Here is an 18,080-nt window from a genome sequence, read left to right on the forward strand (position 1 = left end):
TCCGAGGTCAGCCTGGGGATGCCCCAGCTGCCCGCCCCGGACTTCCCGGCCGATGTGCGGGCCAGGCTGGAGACCGACGCGAAGGAGATCATCGCGCGCTACCCGGGCTCCAGGTCGGCGCTGCTGCCGCTGCTGCACCTCGTGCAGTCGGAGGAGGGCTACGTCTCCCGTACGGGCATGGCGTTCTGCGCCGACCAACTCGGCCTGACGACCGCCGAGGTCACGGCCGTCGCGACCTTCTACACCATGTACCGGCGCAAGCCGAGCGGTGACTACCAGGTCGGCGTCTGCACCAACACGCTCTGCGCGGTGATGGGCGGCGACGCCATCTTCGACGAACTGAAGCAGCACCTCGGGGTCGGCAACGACGAGACCACCGAGGACGGCAAGGTCACCCTCGAACACATCGAGTGCAACGCGGCCTGCGACTTCGCCCCCGTGGTGATGGTCAACTGGGAGTTCTTCGACAACCAGACGCCGGACAGCGCCAAGCAGCTCGTCGACGACCTGCGGGAGGGCCGTCCCGTCGCGCCCACCCGTGGCGCACCGCTGTGCACGTACAAGGAGACGGCCAGGATCCTCGCCGGGTTCCCCGACGAGCGCCCCGGTGCCGTCGAGGCGACCGGCGGCGCGGGACCCGCCTCGCTGATCGGTCTGCGGCTCGCCAGGGGCGAGAGCACCCAGCGTGTGGTGTCGCCGCGCGGCGGGGACGACGCGGCCGCTCCCAAGGACGCACCGCAGCCCGGCTCCCAGCACCTCAGCTCGCACGACGCACCGCAGGACACCTCGGCCTCCGACCCCGCGCACCCCGCCGGGCCCGCAGCCGAGGAGGGGGAGTGATGACGACCATGCCGACCGAAGTCGACGAGCACGGCACCAGCCCGGAGAAACTCCTGGCACCGGTCCTGTCCGCGTTCTGGGACCAGCCGGAGTCCTGGACGCTGGACACCTACCAGCGGCACGACGGCTACGAGGGACTGAAGAAGGCCCTCGCGATGTCGCCCGACGACCTCATCGCTTACGTCAAGGACGCGGGTCTGCGCGGCCGTGGCGGCGCCGGCTTCCCGACCGGGATGAAGTGGCAGTTCATCCCGCAGGGCGACGGCAAGCCGCACTATCTCGTCGTCAACGCCGACGAGTCGGAGCCCGGCACCTGCAAGGACATGCCGCTCCTCTTCGCCAACCCGCACTCCCTCATCGAGGGCATCGTGATCGCCTGTTACGCGATCCGCTCCTCGCTCGCCTTCATCTACGTACGCGGCGAGGTCGTGCCGGTCCTGCGCAGGCTGCACGAAGCCGTGCGCGAGGCGTACGAGGCCGGCTACCTCGGCAAGGACATCCTGGGCAGCGGACTCGACCTCGACATCGTCGTGCACGCGGGCGCCGGCGCGTACATCTGCGGTGAGGAAACCGCGCTGCTCGACTCCCTGGAGGGCCGTCGCGGACAGCCCAGGCTGCGTCCTCCCTTCCCCGCGGTCGCGGGGCTCTACGCATGCCCCACTGTGGTGAACAACGTGGAGTCCATCGCGTCCGTTCCCGCGATCCTGCAGCGCGGCAAGGACTGGTTCAAATCGATGGGCAGCGAGAAGTCCCCGGGCTTCACGCTCTACTCGCTCAGCGGCCACGTCGCCAACCCCGGCCAGTACGAGGGCCCGCTCGGGCTCACCCTGCGCCAGCTGCTCGACATGGGCGGCGGCATCAGGGCGGGCCACCGGCTCAAGTTCTGGACGCCCGGCGGCTCTTCGACGCCGATGTTCACCGAGGAGCACCTCGACGTCGCCCTGGACTACGAGGGCGTCGGCGCGGCCGGCTCCATGCTCGGCACCAAGGCGCTCCAGTGCTTCGACGAGACGACCTGTGTCGTACGGGCCGTCACCCGCTGGACCGAGTTCTACGCCCACGAGTCCTGCGGCAAGTGCACGCCGTGCCGTGAAGGCACCTACTGGCTCGTCCAGTTGCTGCGCGACATCGAGGCGGGCAAGGGCCAGATGTCCGACCTGGACAAGCTGAACGACATCGCCGACACGATCAACGGCAAGTCGTTCTGCGCGCTCGGCGACGGCGCCGCCGCCCCGATCTTCTCCTCGCTCAAGTACTTCCGCGAGGAGTACGAGCAGCACATCACGGGCAAGGGCTGCCCCCTCGACCCCGCGAAGTCCACCGTGTGGGCAGACCAGCACAACCCGCACCTGGAGGTGAACGCATGACAGTCACCACGTCCGCTCCCTCCGGCGGCGGCGAGGCGGCGGTCCCGCCGGAAGATCTCGTCTCGCTGACGATCGACGGCATCGAGATCTCCGTCCCCAAGGGGACCCTGGTGATCCGCGCCGCCGAACTGCTCGGCATCGAGATCCCGCGCTTCTGCGACCATCCGCTGCTCGACCCGGTCGGCGCCTGCCGGCAGTGCATCGTGGAGGTCGAGGGCCAGCGCAAGCCGATGGCCTCCTGCACGATCACCTGCACCGACGGCATGGTCGTCAAGTCGCAGCTGTCGTCGCCCGTCGCCGAGAAGGCCCAGCGCGGGGTGATGGAGCTGCTGCTCATCAACCACCCGCTGGACTGCCCGGTCTGCGACAAGGGCGGCGAGTGCCCGCTGCAGAACCAGGCCATGCAGGTCGGCGACCCGGACACCCGGTTCGAAGGCCGCAAGCGCACCTACGAGAAGCCGGTCCCGATCTCGACCCAGGTGCTGCTCGACCGTGAGCGCTGCGTGCTGTGCGCCCGCTGCACCCGGTTCTCCAACCAGGTCGCCGGCGACCCGATGATCGAGCTGATCGAGCGCGGCGCGCTGGAGCAGGTCGGCACCGGCGAGGGCGACCCGTTCGCCTCGTACTTCTCCGGCAACACCATCCAGATCTGCCCGGTCGGCGCGCTGACCTCGGCGGCGTACCGGTTCCGCTCCCGCCCCTTCGACCTGGTGTCGTCGCCGAGCGTCTGCGAGCACTGCGCGGGCGGTTGCGCGACCCGTACCGACCACCGGCGCGGCAAGGTCATGCGGCGGCTGGCCGCCGACGACCCCGAGGTCAACGAGGAGTGGATCTGCGACAAGGGGCGGTTCGGCTTCCGTTACGCGCAGAAGCCCGACCGGCTCACCACCCCGCTGGTACGCGGCGACGACGGCATCCTGGCACCCGCCAGCTGGCCCGAGGCGCTGGAGGCCGCCGCCCGCGGCCTCGCGGCGGCGCGCGGCAGGGCCGGGGTGCTGACCGGCGGCCGGCTCACCGTCGAGGACGCCTACGCGTACGCGAAGTTCGCGCGGGTCGCCCTCGAAACCAACGACATCGACTTCCGCGCGCGCGTGCACAGCAGCGAGGAGGCCGACTTCCTGGCGTCCCAGGTCGCGGGCCACGGCCACGACCTGGACGGCACGGGCGTCACCAACGCCAAGCTGGAGAAGGCCCCGGCCGTCCTGCTCGTCGGGTTCGAGTCCGAGGAGGAGGCGCCCGGCGTCTTCCTGCGGCTGCGCAAGGCGTACCGCAAGCACGGCCAGCGCACCTTCTCGCTCGCCACGCACGCGACGCCCGGCCTGGCGAAGGCGGGCGGCACGCTGCTGCCCGCCGCCCCCGGCACCGAGACCGAGTGGCTGGACGCGCTCGCCTCCGGCACCGGGCTGGACGGCGACGGCGCGACGGCGTCCGAGGCGCTGCGCGCGCCCGGCGCCGTGATCGTCGTCGGCGAGCGGCTGGCCGCGGTACCCGGCGGTCTGACCGCAGCCGCCAAGGCGGCGACGGCGGCCGGCGCCTATCTCGTCTGGATCCCGCGCAGGGCCGGTGAGCGTGGCGCCGTTGAGGCGGGCGCGCTGCCGTCGCTGCTGCCCGGCGGCCGTCCCGCCACCGACCCGCGGGCCCGCGAGGAGACCGCGGCCGTCTGGGGCGTACGCGAACTGCCGCACAGCTACGGCCGCGACACCGGCCAGATCGTCGAGGCCGCCAGGACCGGCGAACTCGGCGCGCTGGTCGTCGCGGGCGTCGAGGTGGCCGACCTGCCGGACCCGGCGGGCGCGCTGGCCGCGCTGGACGCCGTCGGATTCCTCGTCTCGCTCGAACTGCGGCCCAGCGAGGTCACCGACCGCGCCGACGTCGTCTTCCCCGTCGCGGCCGTACCGGAGAAGCCCGGCACGTTCCTCAACTGGGAAGGCAGGGCGCGGCTGTTCGAGGCGGCGCTCAAGCCCGAGCAGATGACCAGGCAGCTCGCGCCGAGCGACGCGCGGGTGCTGCACATGCTCGCCGACACCCTCGACGTGCACTTCGCCCTGCCCGACCTGCGGTCCGTACGGGCCGAGCTGGACCGGCTGGGCGGCTGGGAAGGACCCCGGGCCGGTACGCCGGTCGAGTCGGCCGTTCCCGTGCCGCGCCCCGGCGACGGCGAGGCGGTCCTCGCCGGCCACCGGCTGCTGCTCGACCAGGGCAAGCTCCAGGAGGGCGACGAGGCCCTGGCCGGCACCCGGCACGAGGCGGTCGCGCGGCTCTCCGCGACGACGGCCGCCGAGACCGGCGTCAAGGACGGCGACGCGCTGACGGTGACCGGCCCGGCCGGCGCCGTGACGCTGCCGCTGCGGGTGACCGCGATGCCCGACCGGGTCGTCTGGCTGCCGCTGAACTCCACGGGCGGCGGTGTCCTCGCCGACACCGGGTCCCGCCCGGGAACGCTGGTCCGTATCGGCCCGGCCGCGCAGGAAGCGGCCACCCCCGCACCGGAGGTGCGCGCATGACCGCCTTCGCCCAACTCGCGACGGCACCGCAGACCGTGCTCGCCGCGGAGGACCTGTCGCTGTTCGGCCGCGACCCGTGGTGGCTCGTCGTCGTCAAGGCCGTCTTCTGCTTCGCCTTCCTGATGGTGAACGTGCTGTTCGCCATCGTCTGGGAGCGCAAGGTCGTCGCCTGGATGCAGCTGCGCATCGGCCCGAACCGGCACGGCCCCTGGGGCATGCTCCAGTCGCTCGCCGACGGCGCCAAGCTGATGTTCAAGGAAGACATCATCGTCAAGCGCGCCGACAAGGTCGTCTACATCATCGCGCCGGTCATCGCCGCGATCCCGGCCTTCATGGCGATCGCCGTGATCCCGTTCGGCCCTTCGGGCAACGAGGTCTCGATCTTCGGCCACCGCACGACGATGCAGCTCACCGACCTGCCGATCGCGATGCTGTACATCCTCGCCGTCGCCTCGGTCGGTATCTACGGCATCGTCCTGGCCGGCTGGTCGTCGGGCTCGACGTACCCGCTGCTCGGCGGACTCCGCTCCTGCGCGCAGATGATCTCGTACGAGATCGCGATGGGCGCGGCCTTCGCCTCGGTGTTCCTCTACTCCGGGTCGATGTCGACCTCGGCGATCGTGGACGCCCAGCAGGACCGCTGGTACATCCTGCTGCTGCCGGTCTCCTTCATCATCTACATCATCACGATGGTGGGCGAGACCAACCGCGCCCCGTTCGACATGCCGGAGTCCGAGGGCGACCTGGTCGGCGGCTTCAACACCGAGTACTCGTCCATCAAGTTCGCGATGTTCATGCTCGCCGAGTACGTCAACATGATCACCGTCTCGGCCGTCTCCGCCACGCTCTTCCTGGGCGGCTGGCGCGCGCCGTGGCCGATCTCCACCTTCTGGGAGGGGGCCAACCACGGCTGGTGGCCGATCCTCTGGTTCGTCCTCAAGGTGCAGCTGCTGCTGTTCGGCTTCATCTGGCTGCGCGGCACGCTGCCACGCGTGCGCTACGACCAGTTGATGAAGCTCGGCTGGAAGGTCCTGATCCCGGTCTCGGTGGTCTGGCTGATGCTCGTCGCGACGGTGCGTGCGCTGCGTAACGAGAACTACGGCTTCACCTCGATCCTGTTGTACGTCGCGGGCGCGATCATCGTGATCCTGCTGCTCTCCTTCGTCGTGGACATGTTCCGCAACAAACAGGAGAAGGAGGCGGCGGCGAGAGAGCCCGAAGCTCCCGCCTTCGACCCGATGGCCGGCGGTTTCCCCGTGCCACCGCTGCCGGGACAGGCGCTGCCGCCCGTGCCGCGCAGGACCCCGCGCCGTGAGCGCGAGCTGATTGTCAGTGGCGGGGCCAATACTGTGAGTGACGGAACTGAGAGTGACGGAAAGGAGGATGGCGGTGTCTGACGAGTCTTCGCAGGGGGGGACCCCGAGCGCCCCCCGGAATCCTGTGGCCGGCTTCGGCGTGACCTTCAAGGCCATGTTCAAGAAGCGGCTGACGGAGCAGTATCCCGAGCAGCAGAAGGTGACAGCGCCGCGCTTCCACGGCCGTCACCAGCTCAACCGGCATCCGGACGGCCTGGAGAAGTGCATCGGCTGTGAGCTGTGCGCCTGGGCGTGCCCGGCGGACGCGATCTATGTGGAGGGCGCCGACAACACCGAGGAGGAGCGCTACTCCCCGGGCGAGCGGTACGGCCGCGTCTACCAGATCAACTACGCGCGCTGCATTCTCTGCGGGCTGTGCATCGAGGCGTGCCCCACCCGGGCGCTCACGATGACCAACGAGTTCGAGCTGGCCGACAGTTCGCGCGAGAACCTGATCTACACCAAGGAGCAGCTGCTCTCGGGTCTTGAGGAGGGCATGGTCGAGTCGCCGCACTCGATCTTCCCCGGCACCGACGAGCAGGACTACTACCGGGGTCTGGTGACGGAGGCCGCGCCCGACACGGTCCGTCAGGTCGCCGTGAGCAAGGGCGAGTCGGCTTCCGGTGAGGAGGCCCGCTCATGAACGCCACCATCGCCGCTGCCGCCTCCACCACCTCGACCGGCGAGGCGGTCCAGTTCTGGATCCTCGGCATCGTCGCCGTGATCGGCGCGCTCTGTACGGTGCTGATGCGCAAGGCCGTGCACAGCGCGCTGTGCCTGGCGGGGACGATGATCATCCTCGCGGTCTTCTACATGGCCAACGGGGCTTACTTCCTCGGCATCGTGCAGATCGTCGTCTACACCGGCGCGATCATGATGCTGTTCCTCTTCGTCGTGATGCTGGTCGGTGTGACAGCGGCCGACTCGCTGACCGAGACCATCAAGGGCCAGCGCGTGTGGGCCGTGGTCTGCGGGCTCGGTTTCGGCATCCTGCTGATCGTCGGCATCGCCAACGCCTCGCTGAAGACCTGGGCGGGCACCGGCGGCGCGAACGCCGGCGGGAACGTGCAGGGGCTGGCCCGGCTGATCTTCACCAAGTACGTCTTCGCCTTCGAGATCACCGGCGCGCTGCTGATCACCGCGGCCGTCGGCGCGATGGTGCTCACGCACAAGGAGCGCACCGAACGGGCCAAGACGCAGCGGGAGATGTCCGAGGACCGCATCCGCAGCAAGCAGCTCCCGCCGCTGCCGGCGCCCGGTGTCTACGCCCGGCACAACGCGGTGGACATCGCCGGGCTGCTGCCAGACGGCACACCGTCCGAGCTGACCGTCAACAAGACGCTCAGGGGCCGCGGCCAGATCCGCGACGTGTCCAACGAGGCCATCGCCGACCTGAAGGCGCTGGAGCAGCGCTCGAAGGAGCGGCTCGGCCGTGACAACCACGACGAGGAGGAGGTCACGCGATGAGTCCGGTCTACTACCTCTATCTCGCGTCCCTGTTGTTCACCATCGGTGCGGCGGGTGTGCTGATCCGGCGGAACGCGATCGTGGTGTTCATGTGCGTGGAGCTGATGCTCAACGCCTGCAACCTCGCGTTCGTCGCGTTCTCCCGGCTGCACGGCAATCTGGACGGCCAGATCATCGCCTTCTTCACGATGGTCGTCGCCGCCGCGGAGGTCGTGGTCGGGCTCGCGATCATCGTGTCGCTGTTCCGTTCCCGCCACTCGGCCTCGGTCGACGACGCCAGCCTGATGAAGCTCTGAGGGGTCGCTGAATCGTGGAGAACTTGATTGCGCTGCTCGTCGCGGCGCCCCTGCTCGGAGCTGCCGTCCTGCTGGTCGGCGGCCGCCGGTTCGACCGTCTTGGCCACTGGCTCGGTACGGTGCTGGCAGCCGCCTCCTTCGTGATCGGCGCCGTGCTGTTCACGGACATGCTCGGCAAGAACGCGGACGACCGGGCCCTGCACCAGCACCTGTTCAGCTGGATCCCGGTCGACGGCTTCCAGGCGGACGTCGGCTTCCAGCTCGACCAGCTGTCGATGACGTTCGTGCTGCTGATCACGGGTGTGGGCACCCTGATCCACATCTACTCCGTCGGGTACATGGAGCACGACGAGCGGCGCCGCCGCTTCTTCGGCTATCTGAACCTGTTCCTCGCGGCGATGCTGATCCTCGTCCTCGCGGACAACTTCCTGCTGCTGTACGTCGGCTGGGAGGGCGTCGGTCTCGCCTCGTACCTGCTGATCGGTTTCTGGCAGCACAAGCCCAGCGCGGCCACGGCGGCCAAGAAGGCGTTCCTGGTCAACAGGGTCGGCGACATGGGCCTGTCGATCGCGATCATGCTGATGTTCACCACCTTCGGCACCTTCGCCTTCGGCCCGGTCTTCGCCGCCGCCGACAACGCGACCGAGGGCAAGCTGACGGCGATCGGCCTGATGCTGCTGCTGGCCGCCTGCGGCAAGTCGGCCCAGGTGCCGCTGCAGTCCTGGCTCGGTGACGCGATGGAGGGCCCGACCCCGGTCTCGGCCCTGATCCACGCGGCGACGATGGTGACGGCGGGCGTCTACCTGATCACCCGCTCCGGAGTCATCTTCAACGCGGCCCCGAACGCCCAGGTGGTGGTCGTGGTCGTCGGCGCCGTGACGCTCCTCTTCGGTGCGATCGTCGGTTGCGCGAAGGACGACATCAAGAAGGCCCTCGCGGGTTCGACGATGTCGCAGATCGGCTACATGATCCTGGCGGCCGGGCTCGGCCCGATCGGCTACGTCTTCGCGATCATGCACCTGGTGACGCACGGCTTCTTCAAGGCCGGACTCTTCCTCGGCGCCGGATCGGTCATGCACGGCATGAACGACGAGGTCGACATGAGGAAGTACGGGGGCCTGTGGCGCAAGATGCCGATCACCTTCGTCACCTTCGGCCTCGGCTATCTGGCGATCATCGGCTTCCCCGGACTCTCCGGCTTCTTCTCCAAGGACAAGATCATCGAAGCGGCCTTCGCCAAGGGTGGCACCGAGGGCTGGATCCTCGGCGCCGTCACCCTGCTGGGCGCCGGGATCACCGCCTTCTACATGACGCGCGTGATGCTGATGACGTTCTTCGGCGAGAAGCGCTGGCAGCCCGACGCCGAGGGCCACGAGCCGCACCCGCACGAGTCGCCCAGGTCGATGACGATCCCCATGATCGTCCTCGCGATCGGCTCGGTCGGCGCCGGTGCCTTCTTCTCCATCGGCAGCCGGTTCCTGCACTGGCTGGAGCCCGTCACCGGGCACAGCGAGGGCGACTCCCCGGTCAGCGCGGCCGCCGTCACCACGGCGACGCTCGTGCTGCTGGTCGTCGGCGCCGGTATCGCCTGGCTGATGTACGGGCGCAGGCCCGTACCGGCGCTCGCGCCGCGCGGCTCGCTCGTCACCCGCGCCGCCCGCCGCGATCTCCTCCAGGACGACTTCAACCATGTGGTCCTGGTCCGCGGCGGCGAGCACCTCACCCGCTCGCTGGTGTACGTCGACCACACGCTGGTCGACGGGGTGGTCAACGGCACCGCGGCGTCGTTCGGCGGGCTCTCCGGCCGGCTGCGCAAGCTGCAGAACGGCTACGCCCGCTCCTATGCGGTCTCGATGTTCGGAGGTACGGCAGTGATCATCGCCGCGACCCTGCTGATGAGGGCGGTGTGACGGACATGTCGTTCCCCTTTCTCACGGTGACGGCCGCGCTTCCCGCGGTCGGCGCCATCGCCACGGCAGCCGTCCCGGCCGCCCGGCGCACCGCGGCCAAGTGGCTGGCGCTGCTCTTCTCGCTCGCCACGCTCGCCCTGGCGGCCGTCGTGCTCGTCCGGTTCGAGCCGGGCGGCGACCGCTACCAGCTGGTCGAGTCGCACGCCTGGATCAAGGACTTCGGCGTCCGGTACGAACTGGGCGTGGACGGCATCGGGGTGGCGCTCATGGCGCTCACCGCGCTGCTGATCCCGTTCGTGATACTGGCCGGCTGGCATGACGCCGACCCGCTGGAGGACGCGGCGCCCAACCGCCGCTGGCGACCCACCCAGGGCTTCTTCGCGCTGATCCTGATGGTCGAGGCGATGGTGATCCTCTCCTTCGAGGCCACCGACGTCTTCCTCTTCTACATCCTCTTCGAAGCGATGCTCATCCCGATGTACTTCCTCATCGGGGGCTTCGGCGACCGGGCGCACGCGGGCGGGGACGAGGCGGCGGCGACCCAGCGGTCGTACGCGGCAGTGAAGTTCCTCCTCTACAACCTGGTCGGCGGGCTGCTCATGCTGGCCGCCGTCATCGGCGTCTACGTCGTCGCCGGTACGTTCTCGCTCTCCGAGATCGTCGAGGCGCGGGCCAACGGCAGTCTGTCCATGGCGACCAGCACCGAGCGCTGGCTGTTCCTCGGCTTCTTCTTCGCCTTCGCCGTGAAGGCGCCGCTGTGGCCGCTGCACACCTGGCTGCCCAACGCCATGGGGGAGTCGACGGCGCCCGTCGCCGTCCTGATCACCGCCGTGGTCGACAAGGTCGGCACGTTCGCGATGCTGCGCTACTGCCTGGGGCTGTTCCCCGAGGCGTCCAAGTGGGCGACCCCGGTGATCCTGGTGCTCGCGCTGATCAGCATCGTCTACGGCGCGCTGCTCGCCGTCGGCCAGCGGGACATCAAGCGGCTGATCGCCTACGCCTCGATCTCGCACTTCGGCTTCATCATCATGGGCATCTTCGCGATGACCAGTCAGGGCCAGTCGGGCGCCACGCTCTACATGGTCAACCACGGGATCTCGACGGCCGCGCTGATGCTGGTGGCCGGCTTCCTGATCTCGCGGCGCGGCTCGCGGCTCATCGCGGACTACGGGGGGGTGCAGAAGGTCGCCCCGGTCCTGGCCGGCACCTTCCTGATCGGCGGTCTCGCCACCCTCTCGCTGCCGGGGCTCTCCCCGTTCGTCAGTGAATTCCTGGTCCTGGTCGGCACGTTCAGCAGGTATCCGGTGATCGGCATCATCGCCACCATCGGCATCGTGCTCGCCGCGCTCTACGTGCTCGTGCTCTACCAGCGCACGATGACGGGCCCGGTGAAGGCGTCGGTCCAGGGCATGGCGGACCTGAAGATCCGCGAACTCGTCGTGGTGACCCCGCTGATCGCCCTGCTGCTCTTCCTGGGCGTCTACCCGAAGCCGCTGACCGAGATCATCAACCCGGCGGTGAACCACACCATGTCCGACGTTCACAAGACCGATCCCAAGCCCGAGGTGGAGGCCGCTCCGTGAGTGCGACAGCTGTCCACAGCCTGTGGACAACGACGGCGGCCGACTCGATCGACAAGATCCCGGCCCCGACCATTGAGTACACGCAGCTGACCCCGGTGCTGATCGTCCTGGGCGCCGCGCTGGTGGGCATCCTCTTCGAGGCGTTCCTGCCGCGGAAGGCGCGCTACTACGCGCAGGTCTTCCTCACCGTGGTCGCCCTGGCGGCCGCCTTCGCCGCCGTGGTCGCGCTCGCGGCCGGCCATTACGGCACGACGAAGGCGCACATCGCGGCCATGGGCGCCATCGCCGTGGACGGCCCGGCGCTGTTCCTGCAGGGCACGATCCTGCTGACGGCCATCGCCGCCGTGTTCACCTTCGCCGAGCGCAAGCTCGACCCCGAGGCGCACGGCAACCGCACCGACTCCTTCGTCGCCCAGGCCGCCTCGACCCCGGGCAGCGACAGCGAGAAGGCCGCGGTCAAGGCCGGGTTCACCACCACCGAGGTGTTCCCGCTGGTCCTGTTCGCCGTGGCCGGCATGCTGGTCTTCCCCGCGGCCAACGACCTGCTGACGCTCTTCGTCGCGCTGGAGGTCTTCTCCCTCCCGCTGTACCTGCTCTGCGCCCTGGCCCGCCGCAAGCGGCTGATGTCGCAGGAAGCGGCCGTCAAGTACTTCCTGCTGGGCGCCTTCTCCTCGGCGTTCCTGCTGTTCGGCATCGCCCTGCTGTACGGGTACGCGGGCTCCGTCTCGTACTCCCGCATCGCGGAGGTCGTGGACGGCACGGTCACCAACGTCGACCCGGCGCTGGCGAGCACGATGGGCAACGACGCGCTGCTGCTCATCGGCGGCGCGATGATCCTGATGGGGCTGCTCTTCAAGGTCGGCGCCGTCCCGTTCCACATGTGGACCCCCGACGTCTACCAGGGCGCCCCGACGCCGGTCACCGGCTTCATGGCCGCCGCGACCAAGGTGGCCGCCTTCGGCGCGCTGCTGCGGCTGCTCTACGTGGTCCTGCCGGGGCTGCGCTGGGACTGGCGCCCGGTCATGTGGGCCATCGCCATCGTCACGATGCTGGGCGGTGCGATCGTCGCCATCACCCAGACCGACATCAAGCGGCTGCTGGCGTACTCCTCGATCGCGCACGCCGGCTTCATCCTGGCCGGTGTGATCGCCTCGACGCCCGACGGTGTCTCGTCGGTCCTCTTCTACCTCGGCGCCTACTCGTTCGTGACGGTCGGCGCTTTCGCCGTCGTGACGCTCGTACGGGACGCGGGGGGCGAGGCGACGCATCTGTCGAAGTGGGCCGGGCTCGGCAGGCGTTCACCCCTGGTGGCCGCGGTCTTCGCCGTCTTCCTGCTGGCCTTCGCCGGTATCCCGCTGACCTCCGGGTTCTCGGGGAAGTTCGCGGTGTTCAAGGCGGCGGCCGACGGCGGGGCCTCCGGCCTCGTCGTGGTCGGTGTGATCTCCTCGGCGATCGCCGCGTTCTTCTACATCCGGGTCATCGTGGTGATGTTCTTCAGCGAGCCGAAGGCCGACGGCCCGACGGTCGCCGTTCCCTCACCGCTGACGATGACCACGATCGCGTTCGGCGTCGCCGTCACGGTCGTACTGGGCATCGCACCGCAGTACTTCCTGGATCTGGCCGGCCAGGCGGGGACGTTCGTGCGGTAGCGCCGCACAGCGCGCCTCGCGGCGCGTACGTCGAAGGCCCGGCGCCCCCTGGAATTCGCCCTGGGGGAGCCGGGCCTTCGTCATGTCCGTACAGGGGTGTGCGGACGAACGGGGGCGCTCAGACGATCCGTCCGGTCACCTCGCCCAGACCCACCCGTGTCCCGTCGGGTCCCGGCGCCCAGGCCGTGATCGTGACCTCGTCGCCGTCCTCCAGGAACGTGCGCCTGCCGCCGGGCAGTTCGAGCGGCTCACCGCCGTTCCAGGTCAGCTCCAGCAGCGAGCCGCGCTGCGCACGGCCGCTGCCGCTGACCGTGCCCGAGGCGAAGACGTCGCCGGTGCGCAGCGAGGCGCCGTTGACCGTCATATGCGCCAACTGCTGCGCCGCCGTCCAGTACATGGCGGAGAACGGCGGCTCGGAGATCAGCTGCCCGTTGAGCGCCACGGACATCCGCAGGTCGAAGCCGCCCGGCTCCTCCTCGTCCGTGTCGTCGAGATACGGCAGCAGCGGCTCCGTACGGGGCGCGGGCGCCACCCGGGCCGCGTCGAGGGCCTCCAGCGGCGTCACCCACGCGGAGACGGAGGTCGCGAACGACTTCCCGAGGAACGGGCCGAGCGGTACGTACTCCCACGCCTGGATGTCGCGCGCCGACCAGTCGTTGAGGAGCGAGAGCCCGAAGACATGGTCGCGGAAGGAGGCGAGATCGACCGGGCCGCCCTGCTCGGACGGCACGCCGACGACGAAGGCGACCTCCGCCTCGATGTCCAGCTTCACGGAGGGCCCGAAGACCGGCGCCGGGTCGGCGGGCGCCTTGCGCTGGCCGGAGGGCCGCTTCACGTCGGTGCCCGAGACGACGACCGTGCCGGCCCTGCCGTGGTAACCGATCGGCAGGTGCTTCCAGTTGACCGGCAGCGCGAGCCCGTCCGGGCGGAAGATCTTGCCGACGTTGGTGGCGTGCTCCTCGCTGGCGTAGAAGTCGACGTAGTCGGCGACCTCGTACGGCAGGTGCAGCGTCACCGAGCCGAGCGGGTGCAGCAGCGGCTCTATGTCGGGGCGGTGCGCGGGGACCGTCACCCACGCGGTGAGGGCCCTGCGGACGTCGCGCCAGGCCGTACGCCCCGCCGCCATCAGCGGGTTGAGGCTGGGCCTCGCGAGCAGCGCGGCGTACGGGGAGCCCAGGGCCTGAGCGGCGGCTCCCGCGTCGAGCACCGCATCGCCGATACGGACCCCGACCCGGCGGTGGCCCGGGTCGTCGGGGGTGGAGAACACGCCGTACGGCAGATTGTGCGGGCCGAAGGGATCGCCTTCGGCAGGTTCGAGCGGGCTGTGCTCGGGCATGGTGCCGCCTCGCTTCCTGTCGATGCAGGACACGTTACGTGTCCGCCGACGCGCGGCGGCAGCGAAATACGTGCCCGTAATGACCGGAAAGTGGCGGCTGCTGCGGCGCTGCCCGTTCGGTCAGCCCGCAGTGCGCGGGACGCGTTTCTCCCAGGTGCGGTGGAAGACGATCTCGTCACCGTCGCGGCAGATCACCTCGTCCGACGTGATGAAGTCGTCGGCGTCGCAGCTGATCTCGGAGTGCGTCTCGACCAGCGCGTCCCAGCCGATGTCGGGCCGGTGCAGCCGTACCGTCCACTCGGACTCGGCATGTGCGGACAGCGGGTCGCTCTCCTGGATCGTGTACGTCTCCAGCGCCTCCTCGGTGAGCTCCAGGCCGTCGGGGTAGACCCGGGTGCCGCCGGGGCGCGGGTCCGTCTCCAGCCGCCAGGTGCCCTGGGCCACGTCCCTGATCACCAGCCGTTCCGGGCGCTGTTCGTCGAGCGTGACCGGACGCACGACGCCGAGCGGCTCGGCCTGCTCGGCCGGTTCGAAGCTGACCGGGTCCTGCGGTGCCGGCCTGCGTACGGGCAGGTGGAGCGAGGAGCCCACCGGATCGAGGGTGAAGCCCGCCGAGTTCGCCTGCGGCCAGATCCACGGCCAGTACGCGGACGAGACGGCGAGCCGGATGCGGTGGCCCGGCGGGAAGGTGTGGCCGATGCCGCCCAGTTCGAAGGTGACGTCCTCGGTGGCGCCCTCCGGCCACGGTTCGACCCGGTCCCTGCCGTGCCTGGCGGAGAGGTTGAGGGCGCCCCGGGTGACCAGGGTGGACGAGCCGTCCGGCGCGACGTCGCAGAGCCGGGCGACGGCCTGGCCCGCCGGGGCGTCCATCCGCAGCCGCAGCGTCGCGCGCGGCCTGCCCAGCACCTCGATGGAGCCGCCGGTGACGGGGAACTCGAAGCAGGCCGACTTGGCGTCCTCGTCGCGTTGGTCCGGCGGCAGGTCGGCGTCGTTGCCCGAAGGGGCGAAGCGCCCGGCGTCCAGGCCCGTCTGGTGCGGGGAGTCCACCACGACGGGCTCGCCCTGGAAGGCGTACGGCACCGGCACGACGTTCGGCGACGGCCAGCTGGTCTCGGCGGCCCAGTACCCCGGCAGCTCGGGGTAGAGCGTCGCCGGCGGGTGCGAGGCGCTGATCCAGGTGCGCAGCAGCGGCTCGGCCATGACCCCGTTGTCGACGCCCTTCAGATGGTGGTCCCACCAGCGCAGCGTCTCCTGGAGGAAGCCGATCGCCGGCCCCGGCGGCAGCCCCTGGTCCGGGTACTGGTGCGACCAGGGTCCGATGATGCCCCGTACCCGGTCCTGGTCGAGGTGCTCGACCAGCCGCAGCACGGTGTCCCGGTACGGGTCGTGCCAGCCGCCGACGGCGAGCACGGCCGCCTCGACGGCGCCGTAGTCCTCGCAGACGCTGCCGTGCTTCCAGTAGCTGTCCCTGGTCTGGTGGGCCAGCCAGGTGTGGACGCCCGGCTCGACGGCTTCGAGGCGTTTGAGCCACATCTCCCGCCAGTCGTCGCCCGCCCCGGCCGGGTCCGGCGGCCGGCAGACGAAGGCCAGCGTCGTCGCCGCCCAGGCGTGCATGTCGACGGCGAGGACCGAGCCGCCCAGGTAGTGGACGTCGTTGTCGTAGCGGTCGTCGGACGAGCAGACCGTGACGACGGCCTTCAGCGGCTCGGGCGCGAGGGCGGCGAGCTGGAGCGAGTTGAAGCCGCCCCAGGAGATCCCGAACATGCCGACCCGTCCGGTGCACCAGTCCTGGGCGGCGAGCCAGTTGACGACCGCGACCCCGTCGGCCAGCTCCGTCGCGTCGTACTCGTCGCCCGGCATCCCCTCACTGTTGCCGTGCCCGCGTACGTCGACGCGTACGGACGCGTAGCCGTGGCCCGCGTACCAGGGGTGCCGCTGCCGGTCGACCGGCGCCGTCCAGTCGCTCAGCCGGCAGGGCAGGTACTCCAGCAGCGCGGGCACGGGCCGCTCGGTGACCGGACGCCAGATCCGCGCGTACAGCCGTGTGCCGTCGGGCAGCGGGACACGCACGTCCTCGTGGACCGTGTCGTACGGGAAGTCGGTGCGGATCGTGGGGGACATACCGCTCACCTTCCTGGAGCGGCGGGCAAAGCGCGCGGCGGCCCCGGCGGGGTCCGGCTGCGTCAGGAGTTCTCCTGGGCGGCCGGAGAGGGCATGATCGTCGCGTGGGGGCGGCTTTTCTCCGTACCCTTCGGTGTAGGCCATGGCTTCGGACAAAAGAGCTACGGACAAAAGAGCTACTTCGCGTCGTACGACTGATCACGAGCATCCGGGGGGCGCCGGGAAGCCGCCCATGGTGATCGAAAGGCGACCGGATACGCTGACTTGAGTGAAGACACCGACACATCGACATTTCGTTTGATCGTCAGCAGACAGGAGTACCCCTCGTGACCGTCGTCGGGCCGTTCGGGCTGAGCGTGCGGGACCAGGCTCTTGAGGCCGATGTCCAGACCGGATTGTCGGCCGTCGAGGCGGGGCTGCTCGATGCCACCAAGAGCGAGGTGCCCTTCATCACCGAGGCGGCCCAGCACCTGGTGCGGGCCGGCGGCAAACGATTCCGGCCGTTGCTGGTGATGCTCGCCGCGCAGTTCGGCGACCCCTACGCGCCGGGTGTCGTGCCGTCAGCCGTCGTCGTCGAGCTGACCCACCTCGCGACGCTGTACCACGACGACGTGATGGACGAGGCCGACGTGCGGCGCGGCGTGGACAGCGCCAACACCCGCTGGGGCAACTCCGTCGCCGTGCTGACCGGCGACTTCCTCTTCGCCCGCGCCTCGCACATCCTGGCCGACCTCGGCCCCGAGGCCGTCCGGATCCAGGCCGAGGCGTTCGAGCGGCTGGTCACCGGACAGATCCTGGAGACGGCGGGACCGCGCGACGGGCGCGACCCGGTCGGCCACTACCTGGACGTGCTCTCGGGCAAGACCGGCGCGCTGTTCGCCGTCTCCGGGCGGTTCGGCGCGCTGATGTCGGGCGCCGACGAGACCGTGGTCGACATCCTCACCCAGTACGGCGAGCGGCTCGGTGTCGCCTTCCAGCTCGCCGACGACGTCCTCGACATCGCCAGCGACAGCCACGAGTCCGGCAAGACCCCGGGCACGGACCTGCGCGAGGGCATCCCGACGCTGCCCGTCCTGCTGCTGCGCGCCGAGGCCGAGAAGCACGGCAGGCCCGCCGACCTGGAGCTGGTCCGGCTGCTCGACGGCGATCTGTCGGACGACGCGGGCCTCGCAGAGGCGCTGCGCAGGCTGCGTGCCCACCCCGCCCTGGAACAGGCGCGCCGGGACACCGTCCGGTACGCGGAGGCGGCCCGCGGTGCGCTCGCCCCGCTGCCCGAGGGGTACGCCAAGTCGGCGCTCGTCGAGCTGTGCGACGTGGTCGTCCACCGCGCAGGCTGACGACCTGTCGGGCCGGCTGACGCTCCGTCGGGCCGGCCGGCGGCCGGCTTCGCCCGGTCGGCGGAATCCTGTGATCCGCCTCACTCTCCCGGTGGATTCCTTGGCAGCGTCCCGCACCCCGTCCCCTACTGGACGGGGGCCCCGTCATGTCCCTGTCTCATCCCAGCGGGGTACGGGAAGTTGCGCCTGCGGTCTGACGCTTCACCGTGGCCGATTTGGTCAGATGAACAACAGCACTCCTGACCAATTCGGGTGAGAATGGCGGCGGGGAGTGGACGAGTGCAGTGCACGGAAGGCCGCCGACCACGGAGGTAG

General features: G+C 70.1%; 13 protein-coding genes. 11 read left to right on the plus strand and 2 right to left on the minus strand.

Annotated features, from left to right (window positions below; translation table 11 throughout):
* Nucleotides 1–18 precede the first annotated feature (18 nt).
* Genes nuoE through nuoN form a run of 10 tightly spaced genes read left to right on the plus strand, consistent with a single transcriptional unit; the run spans nucleotide 19 to nucleotide 12,971 of the window.
* Nucleotides 19–840: an NADH-quinone oxidoreductase subunit NuoE gene (gene nuoE / locus OHS57_RS22600; protein ID WP_443043089.1), complete on the plus strand. Its 822-nt coding sequence runs from the start codon at nucleotides 19–21 to the stop codon at nucleotides 838–840.
* Nucleotides 840–2,207 carry an NADH-quinone oxidoreductase subunit NuoF gene (gene nuoF / locus OHS57_RS22605; protein ID WP_041985936.1) on the plus strand — a complete coding sequence of 456 codons (1,368 nt, stop codon included), beginning with the start codon at nucleotides 840–842 and terminating at the stop codon, nucleotides 2,205–2,207. Before nuoE ends, nuoF begins: the two co-directional genes overlap by 1 nt.
* Nucleotides 2,204–4,711, plus strand: coding sequence for an NADH-quinone oxidoreductase subunit G (locus OHS57_RS22610; RefSeq protein ID WP_328583167.1), 2,508 nt, complete (start codon nucleotides 2,204–2,206; stop codon nucleotides 4,709–4,711). The genes nuoF and OHS57_RS22610 overlap by 4 nt, the downstream gene beginning before the upstream one ends.
* Nucleotides 4,708–6,108 (plus strand): NADH-quinone oxidoreductase subunit NuoH, encoded by a 1,401-nt coding sequence (nuoH, locus tag OHS57_RS22615; RefSeq protein WP_328583168.1) that lies wholly within the window; start codon nucleotides 4,708–4,710, stop codon nucleotides 6,106–6,108. Before OHS57_RS22610 ends, nuoH begins: the two co-directional genes overlap by 4 nt.
* Nucleotides 6,095–6,709 (plus strand): NADH-quinone oxidoreductase subunit NuoI, encoded by a 615-nt coding sequence (nuoI, locus tag OHS57_RS22620; protein ID WP_041985924.1) that lies wholly within the window; start codon nucleotides 6,095–6,097, stop codon nucleotides 6,707–6,709. Before nuoH ends, nuoI begins: the two co-directional genes overlap by 14 nt.
* A complete protein-coding gene (locus OHS57_RS22625; protein WP_041985921.1) occupies nucleotides 6,706–7,533 on the plus strand; it encodes an NADH-quinone oxidoreductase subunit J in 828 nt (275 codons plus the stop codon). Before nuoI ends, OHS57_RS22625 begins: the two co-directional genes overlap by 4 nt.
* Nucleotides 7,530–7,829 (plus strand): NADH-quinone oxidoreductase subunit NuoK, encoded by a 300-nt coding sequence (gene nuoK, locus OHS57_RS22630; RefSeq protein ID WP_041985918.1) that lies wholly within the window; start codon nucleotides 7,530–7,532, stop codon nucleotides 7,827–7,829. Before OHS57_RS22625 ends, nuoK begins: the two co-directional genes overlap by 4 nt.
* A 14-nt stretch (nucleotides 7,830–7,843) precedes the next feature.
* Nucleotides 7,844–9,739 carry an NADH-quinone oxidoreductase subunit L gene (nuoL, locus tag OHS57_RS22635; protein ID WP_328583169.1) on the plus strand — a complete coding sequence of 632 codons (1,896 nt, stop codon included), beginning with the start codon at nucleotides 7,844–7,846 and terminating at the stop codon, nucleotides 9,737–9,739.
* 5 nt (nucleotides 9,740–9,744) lie between these two features.
* On the plus strand, nucleotides 9,745–11,322 hold the full coding sequence (locus tag OHS57_RS22640; protein ID WP_041995369.1) for an NADH-quinone oxidoreductase subunit M: 1,578 nt from the start codon (nucleotides 9,745–9,747) through the stop codon (nucleotides 11,320–11,322).
* Complete coding sequence (nuoN, locus tag OHS57_RS22645; RefSeq protein ID WP_041985911.1) at nucleotides 11,319–12,971, plus strand: NADH-quinone oxidoreductase subunit NuoN; 1,653 nt, start codon at nucleotides 11,319–11,321, stop codon at nucleotides 12,969–12,971. The genes OHS57_RS22640 and nuoN overlap by 4 nt, the downstream gene beginning before the upstream one ends.
* A 118-nt stretch (nucleotides 12,972–13,089) precedes the next feature.
* On the opposite strand, the gene fahA is transcribed toward nuoN, so the two are convergent.
* Nucleotides 13,090–14,307 (minus strand): fumarylacetoacetase, encoded by a 1,218-nt coding sequence (gene fahA, locus OHS57_RS22650; RefSeq protein WP_328583170.1) that lies wholly within the window; start codon nucleotides 14,305–14,307, stop codon nucleotides 13,090–13,092.
* Nucleotides 14,308–14,427: 120 nt separating this feature from the next.
* Nucleotides 14,428–16,428: a CocE/NonD family hydrolase gene (locus OHS57_RS22655; protein ID WP_328583171.1), complete on the minus strand. Its 2,001-nt coding sequence runs from the start codon at nucleotides 16,426–16,428 to the stop codon at nucleotides 14,428–14,430.
* A gap of 326 nt (nucleotides 16,429–16,754) precedes the next feature.
* Here OHS57_RS22655 and OHS57_RS22660 point away from each other — a divergent pair, with 326 nt between their 5' ends.
* On the plus strand, nucleotides 16,755–17,765 hold the full coding sequence (locus tag OHS57_RS22660) for a polyprenyl synthetase family protein (protein WP_041985903.1): 1,011 nt from the start codon (nucleotides 16,755–16,757) through the stop codon (nucleotides 17,763–17,765).
* The last annotated feature ends 315 nt before the right edge of the window (nucleotides 17,766–18,080 follow it).

It is taken from the genome of Streptomyces sp. NBC_00370, from assembly GCF_036084755.1.
Lineage (GTDB): Bacteria > Actinomycetota > Actinomycetes > Streptomycetales > Streptomycetaceae > Streptomyces.